The sequence below is a fragment of the Dietzia sp. IBK-p2-15D genome (genome assembly GCF_057773105.1).
Genome location: NZ_JBYMTK010000006.1, coordinates 146,885 through 165,112 on the forward strand (window position 1 = coordinate 146,885; position 18,228 = coordinate 165,112).

The following is an 18,228-nucleotide window of genomic DNA, read 5'->3' on the forward strand; positions in this document are numbered from 1 at the left end:
GGTTTGGAGAAGAACATGCGCCCCACCCGGCGTTTGGCGTCCCCTGATGACGCCGCGGCACAGCACGACGTGCCCCGCATCACCCTGTTGTCCACCTCCGACACGGACCTGCTCTCCGCGCGCGAATCCGGCGCGGCGTTCACGCTCGGCAACCCGTCCCGACTCGACGTCGAGGCGAATCTGCCCGCACTGCTCGTCGGCGCCGACCTGGTGGTGGTCCGCATCCTCGGCTCCCGACGATCCTGGGAGGCCGGGTTCGCCGCCGTGCTCGGCGCGGGCGTCCCGGTGGTGGTCCTGGGTGGGGAGCAGACCCCCGACGCCGACCTGATGGAGCTGTCCACGGTCCCGATCGGCATCGCGGCCGAGGCGCACCGCTATCTCGCCGAGGGCGGCCCGGGCAATCTCGCGCAGCTGCACGCGTTCCTGGCCGACACCGTGCTGCTCACCGGCGCCGGGTTCGAGCCGCCGGAGAACGTGCCGGTGTGGGGTATGCCGCCGCGGCCGGACACGACGGAAGCCCCCGGCCTGCCCCGCGTGGGCGTGCTCTACTACCGCGCCCACGAGGTGAGCGGGAACTCCGGATTCGCCCACTCGCTGGCCGACGCGATCGACGCCGCTGGCGCGGTGGGAGTGCCGGTCTTCGCCGGCTCCCTGCGCTCGGCCCCCGACGAGCTGTTCGACGCGCTCGGCTCACTGGACGCGCTGGTCGTCACGGTCCTCGCCGCCGGCGGCACCACGCCCGGTGCGGTGCGTGCGGGCGGCGAGGACGAGACGTGGGACGTCGAGCGCATCGCCGCGCTGGACATTCCCGTCCTGCAGGGCCTGTGCCTGACGTGGAGCCGCGAGGACTGGGCGGCCTCAGACGACGGCGTCAACCCGCTGGACTCCGCCAACCAGATCGCGATCCCCGAGTTCGACGGCCGGATCATCACCGCGCCGTTCTCGTTCAAGGAGATCGACGCCGACGGCCTGCCCCGCTACGTGGCCGATCCGGAGCGGTGCGCTCGCGTCGCCGGGATCGCCGTGGCCCACGCGCGGCTGCGCCATGTGGCGCCCGCCGACCGCAAGGTCGCGCTGGTCCTGTCGGCCTATCCGACCAAGCACTCCCGCATCGGCAACGCCGTCGGCCTGGACACCCCGGTCTCGACCATCCGCCTGCTGCGCCGGATGCGCGACGAGGGCTACGACCTGGGCCCGGACGACGGCCCCATCGCCCGGTTCCTGGACACCGCCGGGGACTACGCCGACGACACCGCCGCCGGCGACGCCCTCATCCACGCGCTCATCGCCGCGGGCGGGCAGGACGAGGAGTGGCTCACCAGCGCCCAGCTCACCGACAGCCACGTGCGGATCAGCACCGAGGACTACCTGCGCTGGACCGCGGACCTGCCCGAGACGCTGCGCACGGAGATGGTCGAGGCGTGGGGCGAGGCGCCGGGAAGCCTGTTCGTCAACGACGCCGGGGAGATCGTCCTGGCCACCATCCAGGCCGGCAACGTGGTGCTGCTGATCCAGCCGCCCCGCGGGTTCGGCGAGAACCCGGTGGCGATCTACCACGACCCGGAGCTCGCGCCGTCCCACCACTACCTGGCCGCCTACCGCTGGCTCGCCCACGGCTTCGGGGCGCATGCGCTGGTGCACATCGGCAAGCACGGCTCGCTCGAATGGCTGCCGGGCAAGAACGCCGCGCTCTCGGCCGGCTGCGCCACCGACGCGGCGATCGCCGACCTGCCGCTGATCTACCCCTTCCTCGTCAACGACCCCGGCGAGGGCGCGCAGGCCAAGCGCCGTGCGCACGCGACGATCGTCGACCACCTGGTCCCGCCGATGGCCCGCGCGGAGTCGTACGGGGACATCGCCCGCCTGGAGCAGCTGCTCGACGAGTACGGGAACATCGCATCGATGGACCCGGCCAAGCTCCCGGCCATCCGCGCGCAGATCTGGACGCTCATGCAGTCCGCGCACATGCACGAGGACCTGGGCCTCGAGCAACGGCCCGGGGACGAGGAGTTCGACGACTTCCTGCTCCACGTCGACGGCTGGCTCTGCGAGATCAAGGACGTCCAGATCCGCGACGGCCTGCACGTCCTGGGCCAGGCGCCCGCGGGCGAGGCGCGCGTCAACCTGGTGCTGGCGATCCTGCGGGCCTCGCAGGTGTGGGGCGGCGAGTCCGGGGCGGTTCCGGGCCTGCGTCGCGCACTCGGGCTGGCCGAGGGCGCGCCGACCGAGGAGGTCGACCGGGTCGAGGCGCTCGCCAAGGCGCTGGTCGAGGGGATGGACGCGCGGGAGTGGGACGTCGCCGCGGTGCCCGACGTCCTCGCCGCCGCGGGCCTCACCGCGGGTGAGGCGGGCGACGGCGCGTCCGAGGGCGATGACGACAACGACGACGACAACGACGACGAGGTCGCGCAGGTGCTCGAGTTCGCCGCCCGTGAGGTGGTGCCGCGACTGGCCGCCACTGTCGATGAGCTGGACGCCGTCATGCACGCCCTGGACGGCGGGTTCATCCCGGCCGGGCCCTCGGGATCCCCCCTTCGGGGCCTGGTCAATGTGCTGCCCACGGGCCGGAACTTCTACACGGTGGACCCGCGCGCCGTCCCGTCGCGGCTGGCGTGGGAGACCGGTCAGGCCATGGCGGACTCGCTGCTGGACCGGCACGTCGCCGAGACCGGGGAGTACCCGAGCTCGGTGGGGCTGTCGATCTGGGGCACCTCGGCCATGCGCACCTCGGGCGACGACATCGCCGAGGTCCTGGCCCTGCTGGGCGTCCGCCCCGAGTGGGATGAGGCCTCCCGCCGGGTCACGGGTCTGGAGGTGGTCCCGTCCGAGGAGCTGGGCCGCCCGCGCGTCGACGTGACCGTGCGCATCTCGGGCTTCTTCCGCGATGCGTTCCCGCACGTCATCGGGATGCTCGACGACGCCGTGCGGATGGTCGCCGAGCTGGACGAGCCCGACGAACACAACTTCGTCGCCGCCCACACGCGGGCCGACCTGGCCGAGCACTCCGACCACCGCCGGGCCACCACCCGCATCTTCGGCTCCGCACCGGGCTCCTACGGCGCCGGGATCCTGCAGACCATAGAGGCGGGCAACTGGCGTGACGACCGAGACCTGGCCGAGGTCTACACCCGTTGGGGCGGGTACGCCTACGGCCGCGGCCTCGACGGAGTCCCCGCGGCCGACGACATGCGCACCAACTACCGGCGCATCGCGGTCGCCGCGAAGAACATCGACACGCGAGAGCACGACATCGCCGACTCGGACGACTACTTCCAGTACCACGGCGGGATGATCGCCACCGTCCGCGCGCTCACCGGCGCCGAGCCGCGCGCCTATGTGGGCGACTCCACCACGCCTGACGCCGTGCGCACCCGGTCGCTGGCGGAGGAGACCACGCGGGTGTTCCGCGCCCGCGTGGTGAACCCGCGGTGGATCGCGGCTATGCAACGCCACGGCTACAAGGGCGCGTTCGAGCTGGCGGCCACGGTGGACTACCTCTTCGGGTTCGACGCGACCGCCGGCGTGGTCCACGACTGGATGTACGACTCGCTCGCCCGCGAGTACGTCCTGGACGAGACCAACCAGGAGTTCCTGCGCCGGTCCAACCCGTGGGCGCTGCGCGGGATGATCGAGCGGCTCTCCGAGGCCGCCGACCGCGGGATGTGGGCCGAGCCCGACGCGGACATCATGGATCGGATGCGGCAGGTCTACCTCGACGTGGAGGGCGATCTCGAGGAGTCCCACGGTGACTGAGTTCCCCACCGGCCGGCGGCGCGTGCGCGTGGTGGGCATCGGCTCGGGCGGGCTCGACCAGATCACGGTCGAGGCCGCCCGGGCCCTGCAAGCCAGCGACTACGCCCTCGCGGCCGTGAAAGGCCCGGCCGACCCGTTGATCGATCTCCGCGCGCGGCTGCTCGCCCGCCACGCGCCGGGCGTCGAGCTGGTGGGTGTGCCCGATCCGGAGCGGGACCGCTCGTCGTCGTCGACCTCCTCCGACGCCGGGTATCGCGGCGTGGTGACGGACTGGCACGAGGCCCGCTCCCTGGCCTGGGAACGCGTCGTGGCCTCCCGGCCCGGCGATGTGGCGATCCCCGTGTGGGGCGACCCGGCGTTCTACGACTCCACGCTGAGGATCCTCGACCGGATCGCCGAGCGCGGTGCGCTGGACCTGGAGGTGGAAGTCGTGCCCGGGATCTCCGCGCTCCAGGTTCTGGCCGCGCGCCACCGTCTGGTCCTGCACGAGATCGGCGGCACGGTCACCGTGACCACCGGTCGCCGGCTGCGCGAGGTCGTGGCCGCCGGCGCCGACAACGTGGTGGTGATGCTCAACGGCGACCTGCCGCTCGATGACCTGGCCGACTGGAACATCTGGTGGGGCGGGAACCTCGGCGACGCCGGCGAGACGCTCGTCGCGGGCCGCGTGGGCGACGTCCTGCCGGACCTGCGCGCGCACCGCGAGCGGCTGCGCGACGAGCACGGCTGGGTGATGGACGTGTATCTACTGCGACGCGGAGAAGGGACGACGGCCCGATGACGGCTGAGAAGGACACCGCCGGGGCGACGGCCGGGACGACCGGCGGGAAGGACAGCGCCGGCGCCACGGCCGCGCGGGACTGCGCGGGCCGGGTCGTGCTGGTCGGCGGCGGGCCGGGGGACCCGGGGCTGATGACCGTGGCCGGCCTCGACGCCGTCCGCACCGCCGATGTGGTGGTGACCGACCGCCTGGGACCGGTGTCGATCCTCGACGAGCTCGACCCGGGCATCGAGGTGATCGACGTGGGCAAGGTGCCCTTCGGTCCGGCGACCCCGCAGGAGGAGATCAACCGGATCCTCGTCGAGCACGCGCGGCGCGGGCGCACCGTCGTCCGACTCAAGGGCGGCGACAGCTTCCTGTTCGGCCGCGGCGCCGAGGAGCACCTCGCGTGCACCGCGGCCGGGGTGCCCGTCACCGTGATCCCGGGCGTCACCTCGGCGCTGTCGGTTCCGGCCCTCGCCGGCGTCCCGGCCACCCACCGCGGGCTCTCGCAGGGCGTGTCGGTGATCTCCGGCCACGTCCCGCCGGGCGACCCGCAGTCTACCCTTGACTATGGGGCGCTCGCCCGGTCCGGAACCACGCTCGTGCTGCTCATGGCGGTGACGAACCTCGCCGCCATCGCCGCTGAGCTTCTCGCCGAAGGGCTTGCAGGGGATACTCCCGCGGTCATGATCGAGAACGGCTCCACCCCGGCGGAGCGGGTCCTGCGCGGGACGCTGGCGACGATCGCGCGGCAGGCGGCCGAAGCGGAGGTCGAGCCTCCCACGATCACCGTGATCGGGGCGGTCGCCGGGCTGGCAGGGCAGATGATGGCCCACCCCTGAGCGGTGTGGGCGGCGACGGATCAGGCCCCGCCGCCGCCGTCGGTGAGTTCCCGCCCGCGCCGATGCGCACGCGTGAGTTCATCGGCAGGAGCGTGCGACCACACCCAGCACGGCCAGCGCGGCGGTGACCACCTGGACGCGGTTGTGCAGGAGAATCGCGCGGCGGATGTCGTCGGCCCGGACCGACCGGCCGTCGCCGAGGACCGCCCGGTCCTCCATCCCGTACGGGTAGGGCGTGGGCCCGCCGAGCCGGACCCCCAGTGCGCCCGCGCACACGGCTTCGACGACCCCGGCGTTCGGGCTCGGGTGCGCCGGTGCGTCACGGACCCACGCCCGCAGGGTCCCGGCGGGACTCCCGCTCACGGTCGGGGCGCAGACCACCCCGAGCACGCCGGCCACCCGGGCCGGCAGGAACCCCAGCACGTCGTCGAGCCGAGCGGCGGCGGTGCCGAAGTGGCGGTACCGCTCCGAACGGTGACCCACCATCGCGTCGAGCGTGTTGGCCGCGCGGTGGACGGCGGCGCCGGGCGAACCCGCCACCGCGGCCCAGAACAGCGTGGCCACCGCCGCATCGGAGGTGTTCTCCGCGACCGACTCGACGACCGCCCGCGCGAGATCCTCCGGGCCGAGCGCGGCCGGATTCCGTCCGCACAACCACGGCAACAGGTCCCGGGAACCCGCGTGATCGCCCCGGATGAGAAGGTCACCCTGCCGCCGCGCGACCTCGAGCAGCGAGGACCCGCCCAGGCATGACCACACCACGGCCGCGTCCCACACCACGGCAGCCGCGAGGTTCCTCCCGGCCAGACGGCGGACGACCGTCACCGTCGCAGCCGTGCCCCCCACGAGGACGCCGGTGAACAGCAGGCCCGCCGCCCTCTGGGCGTTGGCCGTCCGGCCGGGCCGCAGGAGTCGCGACTCCACGACGAGCGCGACCCGGCCGAAGCCCGCGACGGGGTGGAACCGTCGCGGGTCGCCGACGAGGCGATCGAGGGCGAACCCGGCCGCGATGCCCGCCGCGCGGGCGGCAAGCGCGTACCCGTCACCGCGGCGGCGCGTGCACGACGCGCGGTGCGGGTGGGGGTCAGCGCGCGAGATAGCGGACATGCGCCCCCCGCCCGTCGTGGGTCACCTCGGCCTCCACTCCGTACACCTCCCGGATCAGGTCGGCGGTGAGCACCTCGTGGGGCGCGCCGCCGGTCACGAGTCGCCCACCGGACAATACGATCAGATGGTCGCAGAACGTGGCCGCCAGGGTGAGATCGTGCAGGGCGGCGATCACCGTGGTGTCGGTGGCGCGGACCAGGGCCAGCAGGTCGAGCTGGTGGCGGATGTCGAGGTGGTTGGTCGGTTCGTCGAGGACCAGCACACCGGGCTCCTGGGCCAGCGCCCGCGCGATCTGCACCCGCTGCCGCTCGCCGCCGGACAGGGTCGCGTACCGCTGGTCCAGGCGGTCGCCGAGGCCGGTCGTGGCCGCCGCGCGCCGCACCACCCCGTCGTCCCCGGGACCCGGACCCGACCAGGCCGCGCGATGGGGGATGCGGCCGAGTTCGATGACCTCCCGGACCGTGGGGTTCTGGTCGGTGGTCGCCTCCTGCGCCACCAGGGCCACGCGCCGGGACAGGCGTTTGCGGGGGATCGACCGGATGTCCGTGCCGTCGAGGTGCACCGATCCGGTGTCGGGCCGGAGCAGGCCCGTCAGGATGCGCAGGAGCGTCGACTTGCCGGATCCGTTCGGCCCCAGCACCCCGACCATCGTGCCGGGGGCGGGAGCTACGGTGACGTCGTCGAGGATGGTCCGTCCGCGCACGGACCACGAGACGCCTCGAGCCTCGAGGGTCGACGGGGCGGCGGTCATCGGCCGTGTCCCCGTCGCAGGAGGAGCCCGACGAAGGCCGGGACGCCGATGAGTGCGGTGGCCACCCCGATCGGCAACTCCTGGGGCGCGATCACGGTGCGGGAGACGGCGTCGATCCACACGACGAACACGGCGCCCATCAGCGCCGCGGTCGGGACGAGGACCCGGTGTCGACCCCCGACCAGGGCCCGCGCGGCGTGCGGGAGTACCAGCCCCACGAAACCGATCGCGCCGCAGGTGCTCACGATGACGGCCGTGACGAGCGCCGTCACCACCATGAGCACCAGCCGCGTGCGGGCCACGTTGACGCCGAGGGCGGCCGCGGCGTCCTGGCCGAAGGTGAACGCGTCGAGGCTGGAGGTGTGCAGCAGGCACGCCACCAGCCCGAGCAGGACCACGACGCCGCACACCGCCACGTCCGACCAGCGGACGGAGGCCAGCGAGCCGAGCAGCCAGAACAGTACGCCGCGGGTCTGTTCCGCGTCGGCGGCGATGTAGACGACGAACGAGGTCACCGCGGAGAACAGCTGGGTCGCCGCGACCCCGGCCAGCACCACCCGGTCGGTGGTGCCGCCGGACGCGAAGGCCAGGACCAGGACGAAGCCGAACGCGGCGAGCGCTCCGACGAACGCCCCCGTGGTGAGCCCGACCGCGCCCGCGCCGACCCCGAGCACCACCACGAGGACCGCCCCGGTCGAGGCGCCGGAGGAGATGCCGAGGATGTACGGGTCTGCCAGCGGGTTGCGAAGCAGCGACTGCAGGATGACGCCGCACAGTGCGAGCCCCGCCCCGGCCAGGGCCGCCATGAGGGTGCGCGGCAGCCGCAGGTTCCAGATGATCCCCTCCTGGATCCGCGTGAGCCCGGAGTCGGCTCCCGTGAGGCGGGCCAGGGCGGACTGGACGACGTCGGCGGCGGTGAGTCCGGACGGGCCGATGGTGATGACGAGCGCCGTCGACACCGCCAGCAGCCCCAGGCCGCCGAGCCATAGGGTGACCAGCGCGGACGGCCGCCGCAGGGGCGGCCGCCGACGCGGTGGCGCCGGGACCACCGGGGCGGTGGTCCTCTCGGGTGCGAGGGTCATCGGGTCAGTTGGCCGGGTCCGGCTCGGCGAGACCCGGTGTGGTGAGTCCAAGCTCGGTGAGTCCCGCCGCGACGGTCTCCACCCCGTAGATCGTGCGCAGCGACGGGTTCATCTCGGCGCCGGTGATGTCGATGAATCGCTTCTCCCGGACCGCGGCCATCTCCCGGGTGACGGGGTTGGACTCGAGGTAGGCGATCTTGGCCTCCGCGGTCTCGGCGGTCTGGCTCTTGCGGGTCAGGTCGCCCACGACGATCACGTCCGGGTCGCGCTCGGCCACGACCTCCCAGCTGATCTGCGGCCACTCCTGGGTGGTGTCGTCGAAGACGTTCTCCAGGCCCAGGGTGGTCGAGATGAGGCCGGGGGCACCGCAGCAGCCGGCCAGGTACGGGGACTCGGAGTTGGCGAACCAGTACATCGCGGAGACACCGCGGGCATCGACGCTCTCGGCGGCCTCGTCGAGCCGGCGTTGCAGGTCCGCCACCAGCTCGTCACCGGCTTGCGCCACGTCGAAGATCCGGGCGAGCTCGGTGATCTCGCGGTAGAGCAGGTCCGGGGTGAGGGGGGTCTCCCGGACGCCGTCCCCGGAGTCGGCGACCTTGCCCACGCAGTCGGTGGGGGAGAGGTACGTACCCACGCCGAGTTCGTGGAACTGCTCGCGGGCGGCGACCCCGCCCTGGCCGAGGGTGCTGCCGAAGGAGGCGGTGACGAAGTCCGGTTCCACGTCGAGGACGGCCTCCATCGACGGCGCGTTGTCGGCCAGGCGGGGGACCGACCTGTTCACCTCGGCGAACTCGGGCAGGACCGGGTCTGTCCAGGTGGCGGTGCCGACCATCCGGTCGCCGAGGCCGAGGGCGTACAGGATCTCGGTGGAGCCCTGGTTGAGCGAGACGACCCGTTCGGGCGGGGCGTCGAGCTGGACCTGCTCCCCGCAGTTCTCGATCGGATCGGTGCCCGGGCCGGCGATCGCAGCCGGGTCGTGGGCGGTGCAGGAGGTCAGGGTGAGAAGGGTGACGCCGGCGAGGGCGACCAGGGTGGAAGAACGCATGGGTGTGCTCCGAGGTCGCGGGCCTGGAACGCGAAGCCCGGTGATGACCTGGCGGTTGTCACCGCGAGGGCCAGCCGGTATTCGGACTCGGGATCACCTGGACGGAGCGCCTTCCCAGACCGTGCGGCCCAGTGGCATAGTGCCCCGCCATCACCCTCACCGCTGCGCGTCAGTTCCGGATTCGCACCGGATTCCCGCGACCGATCGGTCTCGCTGGCGATCACAAGGTAACACGGGCTCCAGGGTCAGTACGCCAGCCCCATCCGCATCGCGCCCACCGCCTCGGACAGTGCCGAGCGCGCGAGCGGGGTGGCCCCGACGGCGTTGACGAACGGGTGGACCAGCGAATCGTGGCGGCGCAGCGAGACCGGGACACCGGCGTCGGCCATCTTCCGGGCGTACGCCTCGCCCTCGTCGCGCAGCGGGTCGAATCCGCCCGTGGCCACGTGGGCGGGCGGCAGTCCCGAGAAGTCCTCCGCCAGCAGGGGGGAGGCGCGGGGGTCGAGCCGGTCCTCGTCGGACCGGATGTAGGTCTCCTCGTACCAGTCCATGTTGGCCCGGGTGAGGAAGAAGCCGTCGCCGAACAGCTCGTACGAGCGGGTCCGCGCGGACATGTTGGTGGCGGGGACGAACAGCAGTTGGAAGTCCGGCATCTTCTCCCCGGCGTCGCGCGTCTGCTGACAGACCACCGCCGCCAGGTTGCCGCCGGCGCTGTCACCGCCCACCGCGATGCGCGTCGGGTCCACGCCGAGTTCGTCGGCGTGGTCGCGGACGTACCGGAACGCGGCGATCGCGTCCTCGACCGCGGTGGGGAACCGGAACTCGGGTGCCAGCCGGTAGTCCACGCTGATCACCTTGAGCCGGCCCGTCTTGGCGATGTAGCGGCAGGTCGCGTCGTGCGAGTCGACGCTGCCGAGCACCCAGCCGCCGCCGTGGAAGAACACCAGTGCGGGCAGCGTCTCGTCACCGTGGACCGGCGAGTACAGGCGCGCGGGCAGGTCGGCCCGGTCCGGGTCGGTGCCGCCGAGCGGGAGGACGATGTCGGTGACGACGGCGAGGTCGATCTTCTTCCCCGAGACGGTGAACGCCGACCGCTCGACGGCCGAACGTGCCTTCTCGACGGTCAGATCCTCATATTCGCCCTCGGATGTCATCGAGATGACCCGGAGCCCGGCCTGGAAGTGCGGGTCGAGGACCTGGCCGTCCATCCGTCGCGGGGTCCCGCCGACGAGTCGGAGGAGCGGGCCGGGCAGGAACCCGGCAGCGGTCATGACGGCCTTGGTCAGGCGATCCGGGATCGACGGGGAAAAGTCACGGTGGCCGGACATGGGAGAGCGCATGGGCACATTGTGACGCGGATCCCTGGGATGATCGGGGTAATCGGACGAAGGAGCTGATCATGCGTTCAGAACACGACAGCGTGGTGCGGGTCGAGGGCCTGGTCAAGACCTTCGGCCGCGCCCGGGCCCTGGACGAGCTGGACCTGGAGGTGCGCCGCGGGGAGGTCCACGGGTTCCTCGGACCCAACGGGTCGGGTAAATCCACCACCATCCGGATCCTGCTCGGGCTCATGCGCGCCGACTCCGGGCGGGCGACGGTGTTCGGCGGGGACCCGTGGCGCGACGCGGTCGAGCTCCACGCCCGGCTGGCCTACGTCCCCGGCGAGGTGACCCTGTGGCCGCGGCTGACGGGCGGCCAGTGCATCGACCTGCTCGGCCGGGCGCTCGGGGGACTGGACCCGGGCCGGCGGGACGAGCTGATCGAGCGTTTCCGGTTGGACCCGACCAAACGCACACGTGACTACTCCAAGGGCAACCGGCAGAAGGTGTCGCTGATCGCCGCGCTGGCCTCCGACGCCGAACTGCTCGTACTGGACGAGCCCACGTCCGGCCTGGACCCGCTCATGGAGCAGACGTTCCAGGAGTGCGTCCGCGAGGCCGTCGACGGCGGCGCCACCGTGCTGCTGTCCAGCCACATCATGGGCGAGGTCGAGACCCTCGCCGACCGCGTGAGCATCATCCGCGACGGCCGCACCGTCACCTCGGGGACGCTGGCCGACCTGCGGCGTCACACCACGACCGAGGTCCACGCCGTCACCGACGCCGATCCGGGTTCACTCGGGCGCGTGACGGGGGTCGACGGCCTGCGGATCGAGGAGGCCGCCGACGGTCGGTTCGAGGTCCGCTGCCACGTGCCGGCCCCGCAGCTGGGGGAGGTCACCGGCCTCCTTCACGCGGCCGGCATCCACACGCTCACCGCGACCCCGCCCAGCCTGGACGACCTGTTCCGCAACGCCTACTCCGGGGCGGGTGCGGCCACCGGAGACGATGACCGAACGGGGGACCGGCGATGACCTCGCCGTTCGCCGGCACCGGCCTGCTGGCACGCATCGCCCTGCGCACCGGGTGGCGGGCCGCGGCCGCCTGGGTCCTCGGCCTGGCCGCGCTGTACCTCGTCACCGGGCTGTCGATCGCAGCCCTGTACGACACCCCGCAGGAACTCGCCACGTACGGCGCCTCGGTCGGCGAGTCGATGATCATGCTCACCGGCCGGGTGGCCGGGCTCGACACCCTCGGCGGCGTGATGATGAACGAGTACTCGTTCATGGTCGCCTTCGGTATCCCCGTCATGGCGATCGCCCTGACCGCGCGTGCCACCCGCAAGGAGGAGGAGTCCGGACGGTCCGAACTGCTCCTGGCGGGCCGGGTCGGACGGCTCGCCCCGACGGCGGCTGCCCTCGTCGTCGTCGCCGGGGTCTTCACCGTCCTCGGTCTGGCGCTGTGGGCGGCGACCCTCACCGTCGACCTCGACCGCGCGGGCGCGGCGCTGTACGTGGCCTCGATCGTCGCCGCCGGCTGGGTGTACGCGGCCGGCACCGCCGTGCTCGCGCAGGTGTTCGCGCACAGCCGGACCGTGTGGGCGGCGGCGATGACCGTGGCCGGACTGACCCTGATCACACGCGGGATCGGCGACGTCAACCGCAACTGGCTGAGCTGGACCTCGCCGCTGGGCTGGCACGGCCTGACCCGGCCGTTCGGCGAGTCCTCCGTGGTGCCCCTGATCGTCGCCGTCGTCGCCGCGGCCGGGCTCGCCGCGGCCGCGCTGTGGCTCGCCGCGCGCCGCGACGTGGGTCAGGGGATGGTCCCCGCCCGGACCGGCCCCGCCACCGCGTCCCGGTGGCGGGCGTCCCGGACCGGGACCGCCGTACACCAGCACCTGGGCGCGCTGACGGGCTGGACGATCGGCGTGGTGGCACTGATGGCCATGTACGGCGCGCTGATGAACGTGGTGGTCGAGACGATGATGTCCAACCCCGACCTCGCCGTGTTCCTCGGCGACTCGGGCACCGTGGTCGATTCCATCGTGCAGATGCTGGTGGCGTTCACCGGATTCCTCGGGGCCGGGTTCGCGTTGCAGACCCTCACCGGGTTGCGCGGCGAGGAGACCGCGGGGCGACTCGAGATGGAACTGTCCACGGGGCGCTCGCGGTGGTCGTGGCTCGCCGCCCACACCGCGGTCGTCACCGTCGGCACCGTCGTCGTGGTCCTCGCCGGCGCCGCCGCTTTCGGGATCTCCGCTGCCGCCGTGCTCGACGACCCGGACCTGGCGGGACGCATCATCGGCGCCGGGGCGTGGTACGTCCCCGCCGCGTTGGTGTTCGTCGCGATCTCGATCGGCCTGTTCGGCGCATCCCCGAGACTGCAGGTCCTGGCCTGGGCGCCGTTCGCCCTCGCCGTCGTCGTCACCCTCATGGGACCCACGCTCCGGCTCGACGAGGACCAGATGCGCCTGTCCCCGTTCGGCGCGGTGGGCACCGCGCCCGTCGGCCCCGTCAACGCGATCGGCGTGGCCGTGCTCCTCACGGTGACGGTCGTGCTGGTCGCCGTGGGGCTGGCCGGCTTCCGGCGTCGCGACGTGCCGCGGACCTGACCGCGGCGCCCGACCCGACCTGACAGACTGGCTCGCACGGACGCCACGCCTCACCGGCGCGGCCGTCACGGACACCGGCGCCGCCGGTCGCACGCGAACCAGGGAGGAACCGATGTCGGACGAGTTCGATCGAGACAGGCTCTCCACCGCACTGTCGGTGGTGGCGGACTGGCCGGTGGACACCGTCTCGGCCGCGGTGGTCGGCCCCGACGGCGCCCTCGCGGTCCACGGGGACGACACCCGCGTGTACCGCCTGGCCTCGGTGACCAAGCCCCTCGTCGCGATGGCCGCGCTCCTGGCCGTCGAGGAGGAGGCCATCGGCCTCGATGAGCCCGCGGGGCCCGAGGGGTCCACGGTGCGTCACCTGCTCGCCCACGCCTCGGGGCTGGACTTCGCCGACCGCGACAAGGTCCGCGCCGAGCCGGGGGAACGGCGGATCTACTCCTCGGCCGGGTTCGAGGTGCTGGCCGACCACATCGCCGACGCCACCGGGATCGCGTTCGGCGACTACCTCCACGAGGCGGTGTGTCAGCCGCTGGGCATGGAGGCCACCACGCTCGAGGGCTCCGCCGGGCACGGGGCCTCCGCCAGCCTGGCCGACCTCATCGCGTTCGCCCGTGAACTCGTGGCCCCGCGGCTGCTCGCGCCCGAGACCCTCGAGGAGGCCGTGACCGAACAGTTCCGCGGCCTCGACGGGATCGTGCCCGGGTACGGCATGCACAAGCCGTGCCCCTGGGGCCTGGGCTTCGAACTCCGCGACGCCAAGCACCCCCACTGGACCGGGCAGCACAATTCGCCCGCGACCTTCGGGCACTTCGGGCAGTCCGGGACCCTGCTGTGGGTCGAACCGGAGATCTCCACGGCGCTCATCGTGCTCACCGACCGCGACTTCGGCGACTGGGCCAAGCCGCTGTGGCCGGAACTGTCCGACAGGGTGGTCGATGCGGAAACCCGGCGTTCGCGCGAAGAGGACTCGCTCGGCGGGTGAATCCGCCACCCGCGACACGCCCGCACTCGTGCCGGGCGCGGGAATCACCGTGCTGTAACTTTGCTGAGAGTCGAGAAGTGTCGCTGGTGTAATTCGATCACTTCAGGCACAGTGTTAACTACAAGCAACAGAAGCAACATCATTCACACGATTTCGTGAGGTCGTTGGGGAAGACGTCCCTCAGTGAGTCGGGAGTGAAGTGATGTCTGACCATAACTATCTCGCGGATACGACGACCGGCGTGGTGTTCATCCATGCCGCGCCTACCGCGTTATGCCCTCACGTCGAGTGGGCTCTCGCAGCCACGCTCGACGCCAACTCAGCCATGCGCTGGGAAGACCAGCCGGCCCAGCCGGGCGCTCGCAAAGCGATCGTCGACTGGATCGGCCCGGTCGGCACCGGCGCGCGTCTGGCCGATTCGCTGGCCAAGTGGTCGATGCTGTCTTTCGAGGTCACCGAGGACCCGAGCGACCTCGTCGACGGCGAACGCTTCTCCCACACACCCGAACTCGGGATGTGGCGGGGGCAGACGGGCGCCAGTGGCGACGTGGTGCTCAGCGAGAACCGGCTCCGGCATCTCATGAAGGCCGGTCCCGCCGCCTTCCATGCCGCGGTGGAGGACGAGCTCGGCACCGCCTGGGACCGCGCCCTCGAACCGCTGCGCGGCCACCCGGCCGCCGCCGAGGTCACCTGGCTCTCCCGGGTCGGCTGACCCGCCGGACCTCCGCACTCCCGCGCTCACTCCGGACAGCGCCCGCCCAGCTCTCGGGGCGGGCGCTGATTCGTGTATCCGGCACGATGGCGGCGGGCGGCCCCCGCGCCCTTCCGGGACACGACTGCGCCCCCTCCCGTCAGATCGGGGAGGGGGCGCAGTCGTCGGGTGCGGATCCTGCCGGAGGTATTCCGGCCGGATTCAGGTCACAGCGGGATGTTCTTGTGCTGGCCGCGGGTGTGCGCGGCCGCGTCCAGCGCCTCGGCGATCCGTCGGCGGGTGTCGGTGGGCTCGATGACCTCGTCGACCACACCGATGGAGACCGCGCGACCCACGCCACCGGCGATGGCCGCGTGCTCATCGGCCAGACGGTCGTGCAGGGCCTCCCGCTCGTCCTCGGGAGCCGCCGCGAGGGTGCGCTTGTGGAGGATGCCGACGGCGGCCTTGGCGCCCATCACCGCGACCTCGGCGTCGGGCCAGGCGAACACGGCGGAGGCTCCGAGAGCGCGCGAGTTCATCGCGATGTAGGCACCGCCGTAGATCTTGCGGGTGACGAGCGTGACCCGGGCGACCGAGGCCTCGGCGAACGCGTGCAGCAGCTTGGCGCCGCGGCGCACCACGCCGTCCCACTCCTGCGAGACGCCGGGCAGGTAACCGGGGACGTCCACGATCACGACCAGCGGCACGCCGAAGGCGTTGCAGAGCCGGACGAACCGCGAGGCCTTCTCCGCGGACTCCGAGTTGAGGCAACCGCCCAACCGCAGCGGATTGTTGGCGATGACACCCACGGTGCGGCCGGACATCCGGCCGAAGCCCACCACGATGCTGGGCGCCCACTTGGCCTGCAGCTCCTCGAAGGTGGTGCTGCCATCGAGCTCCGAGGAGTCGAGCAGCCCGTGGACGAGAGGACGGACGTCATACGCGCGCTTCGGTGAGTCGGGGAGCAGGCCCGCAAGATCGGTGTGATCGCCCTCGAGGGCACGCGGGTCGAACTCGCCCTGCGCGGACAGCAGGGTCACCAGACGACGCGCCCGGTGCAGGGCATCACGCTCGTCGGTCGCGGCGATGTGACACACCCCCGACTTGCGGTGGTGCACGTCCTGGCCGCCCAGGCCCTCCATGTCGACCTGCTCGCCGGTGACGGAGCGGACCACGTCGGGACCGGTGACGAAGATCTTGCCGGCCGGCGCCATGATGACGACGTCGGTCAGCGCGGGGCCGTAGGCGGCGCCGCCGGCGGCGGGCCCGAGCACGACGGAGATCTGGGGCACGTGGCCCGACGCGCGGACCATGGCCTCGAATACGAGGCCGACCGCGTGCAGCGCCTCGACGCCCTCCGCGAGTCGCGCCCCACCCGAGTGCCAGACGCCGACGACGGGCAGATGCTCGTCGATCGCCACGTCGATGGCACGCACGATGTGCCGGCACCCGTCCAGGCCCATGGCACCACCCATGACGGTGGCGTCCGTCGCGTACGCGATGGTGGGTTCGCCGTCGATCAGGCCGCGCGCGGCCATGGCGCCGGAGGCGTCGGGCTCGGTGATGAACTCGAGCGAAGCCGGGTCGAAGAGGTTCTCGAGCCGGACGACGGGATCTCGAGGGTCGATCTGGGTGTTCTGGTCAACAGGGCTGGTGATGGTCATATGTGCAGTCCTTTCCTCGGCGCGTGTCCCTGGAAGGGAGAGCGCGCCTGCGATGGACCCCCGGACTGGCTTGTGGGCGATCGGCGTTCGGATCGGGACCCCCGTCCCGGTCCGGACCTCTCGCCCGGCACCCCGCCGTGAGCGGGGTGATCATTGTTGGGCCCTGTGTGGGGGAGGGGACGCGGGCTCGACGTGGTGCACCGACCGCACCTTCGGCCCTGACTGCGTCCCCGCCCCGGCACACGGGGCCGGATGTCAGCTCTGGTCGAGCTTCTGGATGTAGTCGACCGCATCCTGAACAGTACGCAACTTGGCGAGGTCCTCGTCGGGGATCTCAACCCCGTAGCGGTCCTCGGTCTGCACGGCGATCTCCACCATGGAGAGCGAATCGATGTCGAGATCGTCGACGAAGGACTTCTCCGGGGTCACCTCGGAGGGTTCGATCCCGGTGACCTCCTCGACGATCTCCGCCAGTCCTGCGATGATCTCGGCCTCGGTGCGTGCCATGTGGTGTCCCTTTCTGATGGGTGGTGCCGTGCCCGGCGGGCGCGACGGATGGTCTGGTCGCGATCGCCGGCCGGGGCCGACGATCGGGGGTGGGAGGAGCGGTCACGCGCCGCTGAGTGCGGGGACCGACTCGAGGGCGAGTTCGAGGTCCTCGGGGGTGGTCACGCCGTACCGGGGAACGTCACGCATCATGCGCTTGGCCAACCCGACGAGTGAGCCGGAGGGCGGCAGCTCGATGAACGCATCGACGCCCAACTTGAGCATCGTCTGCGTACAGAGGTCCCACCGGACGGGATGGGTGATCTGGGAGACGACCCTGTCGAGGGCGTCGCGACCGGAGGTGACGACCATGCCGTCGGCGTTGGAGACCAGCGTCAGCTCCGGGTCGTTGACCTCTATCGTGTCGGCCAGGTCGCGGACCTCGTCGACGGCGGAGGCCATGTGGTGGGTGTGGAACGCCCCGGCGACCTCCAGTCGACGCAGGCGGGCCCGGCTCGGTGGATTCTGCTCCAGGGCGTCGCAGGCCTCGAGCGGGCCGGCGGCCACGATCTGGCCCGCGCCGTTACGGTTGGCCGGCTGCAGCCCGGCGGTGTCCAGCGACAGCAGGACATCGGCCTCGACCCCGCCCAGCACCGCGATCATGCCGGTGGGGCGCTCGGCACACGCCCGGGACATCGCGGCACCGCGGACGGACGCCAGATGCAGGGCGTCGGCTTCCGACACCACCCCGGCGATCGCCAGCGCGGCGATCTCGCCGATCGAATGGCCGGCCACCATCGTGTCGCAGGGCACCTGGCCGCGACGGCGCAACTCGGCGGCACCGAGCAGGGCCGAGGCGACGACGAGTGGCTGGGTCACCGCGGTGTCGGTGATCTCCTGCAGGGTCGCGGTCGTGCCGAGACGCTCGAGGTCGAGTCCGCTCGATGCGGACCACTCGTCGAGACGGTCCGAGGCACCGGGCAACTCGAGCCAGGGCGCGAGCATCCCGGCTTTCTGAGACCCTTGTCCAGGGGCAGTAAGGCAAAGCACGGGTATCAGAGAACACGCCCCGCCCCTCTTAGGATGATGTTCCCCAAGCCAGAAACACAGCCGGGATTTTGTGCGC

15 protein-coding genes and 1 riboswitch are annotated in these 18,228 nt (G+C 72.1%); of the genes, 7 read left to right on the plus strand and 8 right to left on the minus strand.

All coding sequences use genetic code 11. The features are described 5' to 3' along the window. Positions 1-69 precede the first annotated feature (69 nt). The 3 genes from cobN to cobA are packed head-to-tail and all read left to right on the plus strand — an operon-like array spanning position 70 to position 5,358. Positions 70-3,753, plus strand: a complete 3,684-nt coding sequence (gene cobN / locus AC3DEV_RS10090) for a cobaltochelatase subunit CobN (RefSeq protein ID WP_488372057.1) — start codon at positions 70-72, stop codon at positions 3,751-3,753. After that, on the plus strand, positions 3,746-4,534 hold the full coding sequence (gene cobF / locus AC3DEV_RS10095) for a precorrin-6A synthase (deacetylating) (RefSeq protein WP_159148798.1): 789 nt from the start codon (positions 3,746-3,748) through the stop codon (positions 4,532-4,534). The genes cobN and cobF overlap by 8 nt, the downstream gene beginning before the upstream one ends. Next, positions 4,531-5,358 (plus strand): uroporphyrinogen-III C-methyltransferase, encoded by an 828-nt coding sequence (gene cobA / locus AC3DEV_RS10100; RefSeq protein ID WP_488372006.1) that lies wholly within the window; start codon positions 4,531-4,533, stop codon positions 5,356-5,358. The genes cobF and cobA overlap by 4 nt, the downstream gene beginning before the upstream one ends. Before the next feature lie 78 nt (positions 5,359-5,436). Here cobA and cbiB read toward each other — a convergent pair whose 3' ends face one another. The 5 genes from cbiB to AC3DEV_RS10125 form a co-directional block, all read right to left on the minus strand. Further along, positions 5,437-6,465 (minus strand): adenosylcobinamide-phosphate synthase CbiB, encoded by a 1,029-nt coding sequence (gene cbiB / locus AC3DEV_RS10105; protein ID WP_488372007.1) that lies wholly within the window; start codon positions 6,463-6,465, stop codon positions 5,437-5,439. Beyond that, positions 6,443-7,216 carry an ABC transporter ATP-binding protein gene (locus AC3DEV_RS10110; RefSeq protein WP_488372008.1) on the minus strand — a complete coding sequence of 258 codons (774 nt, stop codon included), beginning with the start codon at positions 7,214-7,216 and terminating at the stop codon, positions 6,443-6,445. Before AC3DEV_RS10110 ends, cbiB begins: the two co-directional genes overlap by 23 nt. After that, the gene (locus tag AC3DEV_RS10115) at positions 7,213-8,298 is read right to left on the minus strand and encodes a FecCD family ABC transporter permease (RefSeq protein ID WP_488372009.1); all 1,086 of its coding nucleotides are present in this window, start codon (positions 8,296-8,298) and stop codon (positions 7,213-7,215) included. The genes AC3DEV_RS10110 and AC3DEV_RS10115 overlap by 4 nt, the downstream gene beginning before the upstream one ends. 4 nt (positions 8,299-8,302) lie before the next feature. Then, positions 8,303-9,343 carry an ABC transporter substrate-binding protein gene (locus AC3DEV_RS10120; RefSeq protein ID WP_488372010.1) on the minus strand — a complete coding sequence of 347 codons (1,041 nt, stop codon included), beginning with the start codon at positions 9,341-9,343 and terminating at the stop codon, positions 8,303-8,305. 55 nt (positions 9,344-9,398) lie between these two features. Then, a riboswitch (cobalamin riboswitch) is annotated at positions 9,399-9,576 on the minus strand. 12 nt (positions 9,577-9,588) lie between these two features. Next, entirely contained in the window at positions 9,589-10,683 is a 1,095-nt protein-coding gene (locus tag AC3DEV_RS10125) for an alpha/beta hydrolase (protein WP_488372011.1), read from the minus strand. Between the two features lie 59 nt (positions 10,684-10,742). Between AC3DEV_RS10125 and AC3DEV_RS10130 the strand changes: the two genes are divergently transcribed. The 4 genes from AC3DEV_RS10130 (at position 10,743) to AC3DEV_RS10145 (ending at position 14,973) form a co-directional block, all read left to right on the plus strand. Continuing rightward, positions 10,743-11,696: an ABC transporter ATP-binding protein gene (locus AC3DEV_RS10130; protein WP_119192619.1), complete on the plus strand. Its 954-nt coding sequence runs from the start codon at positions 10,743-10,745 to the stop codon at positions 11,694-11,696. Beyond that, entirely contained in the window at positions 11,693-13,273 is a 1,581-nt protein-coding gene (locus AC3DEV_RS10135) for an ABC transporter permease (protein WP_488372012.1), read from the plus strand. The genes AC3DEV_RS10130 and AC3DEV_RS10135 overlap by 4 nt, the downstream gene beginning before the upstream one ends. 112 nt (positions 13,274-13,385) lie before the next feature. After that, entirely contained in the window at positions 13,386-14,261 is an 876-nt protein-coding gene (locus AC3DEV_RS10140) for a serine hydrolase domain-containing protein (protein ID WP_488372013.1), read from the plus strand. A 202-nt stretch (positions 14,262-14,463) separates the two neighbouring features. Next, positions 14,464-14,973 (plus strand): DUF3145 domain-containing protein, encoded by a 510-nt coding sequence (locus tag AC3DEV_RS10145; protein WP_067714234.1) that lies wholly within the window; start codon positions 14,464-14,466, stop codon positions 14,971-14,973. 206 nt (positions 14,974-15,179) lie between these two features. On the opposite strand, the gene AC3DEV_RS10150 is transcribed toward AC3DEV_RS10145, so the two are convergent. From AC3DEV_RS10150 to AC3DEV_RS10160, 3 genes are all read right to left on the minus strand, one after another. After that, a complete protein-coding gene (locus AC3DEV_RS10150) occupies positions 15,180-16,616 on the minus strand; it encodes an acyl-CoA carboxylase subunit beta (protein ID WP_096905695.1) in 1,437 nt (478 codons plus the stop codon). A 255-nt stretch (positions 16,617-16,871) separates the two neighbouring features. Then, positions 16,872-17,123, minus strand: a complete 252-nt coding sequence (gene acpM, locus AC3DEV_RS10155) for a meromycolate extension acyl carrier protein AcpM (protein ID WP_067714230.1) — start codon at positions 17,121-17,123, stop codon at positions 16,872-16,874. 102 nt (positions 17,124-17,225) lie between these two features. Further along, positions 17,226-18,152: an ACP S-malonyltransferase gene (locus AC3DEV_RS10160; protein ID WP_488372014.1), complete on the minus strand. Its 927-nt coding sequence runs from the start codon at positions 18,150-18,152 to the stop codon at positions 17,226-17,228. Between the last annotated feature and the right edge of the window lie 76 nt (positions 18,153-18,228).

What these genes read in the sequence shown, in the direction of transcription:
- AC3DEV_RS10110 (WP_488372008.1), bottom strand. Translation starts at nt 7,216, where the DNA reads ATGACCGCCGCCCCGTCGACCCTCGAGGCTCGAGGCGTCTCGTGGTCC.
- AC3DEV_RS10140 (WP_488372013.1), top strand. Translation starts at nt 13,386, where the DNA reads ATGTCGGACGAGTTCGATCGAGACAGGCTCTCCACCGCACTGTCGGTG.
- AC3DEV_RS10120 (WP_488372010.1), bottom strand. Translation starts at nt 9,343, where the DNA reads ATGCGTTCTTCCACCCTGGTCGCCCTCGCCGGCGTCACCCTTCTCACC.
- AC3DEV_RS10150 (WP_096905695.1), bottom strand. Translation starts at nt 16,616, where the DNA reads ATGACCATCACCAGCCCTGTTGACCAGAACACCCAGATCGACCCTCGA.
- AC3DEV_RS10135 (WP_488372012.1), top strand. Translation starts at nt 11,693, where the DNA reads ATGACCTCGCCGTTCGCCGGCACCGGCCTGCTGGCACGCATCGCCCTG.
- AC3DEV_RS10115 (WP_488372009.1), bottom strand. Translation starts at nt 8,298, where the DNA reads ATGACCCTCGCACCCGAGAGGACCACCGCCCCGGTGGTCCCGGCGCCA.
- AC3DEV_RS10130 (WP_119192619.1), top strand. Translation starts at nt 10,743, where the DNA reads ATGCGTTCAGAACACGACAGCGTGGTGCGGGTCGAGGGCCTGGTCAAG.
- AC3DEV_RS10145 (WP_067714234.1), top strand. Translation starts at nt 14,464, where the DNA reads ATGTCTGACCATAACTATCTCGCGGATACGACGACCGGCGTGGTGTTC.
- AC3DEV_RS10125 (WP_488372011.1), bottom strand. Translation starts at nt 10,683, where the DNA reads ATGCGCTCTCCCATGTCCGGCCACCGTGACTTTTCCCCGTCGATCCCG.
- cbiB (WP_488372007.1), bottom strand. Translation starts at nt 6,465, where the DNA reads ATGTCCGCTATCTCGCGCGCTGACCCCCACCCGCACCGCGCGTCGTGC.
- acpM (WP_067714230.1), bottom strand. Translation starts at nt 17,123, where the DNA reads ATGGCACGCACCGAGGCCGAGATCATCGCAGGACTGGCGGAGATCGTC.
- cobA (WP_488372006.1), top strand. Translation starts at nt 4,531, where the DNA reads ATGACGGCTGAGAAGGACACCGCCGGGGCGACGGCCGGGACGACCGGC.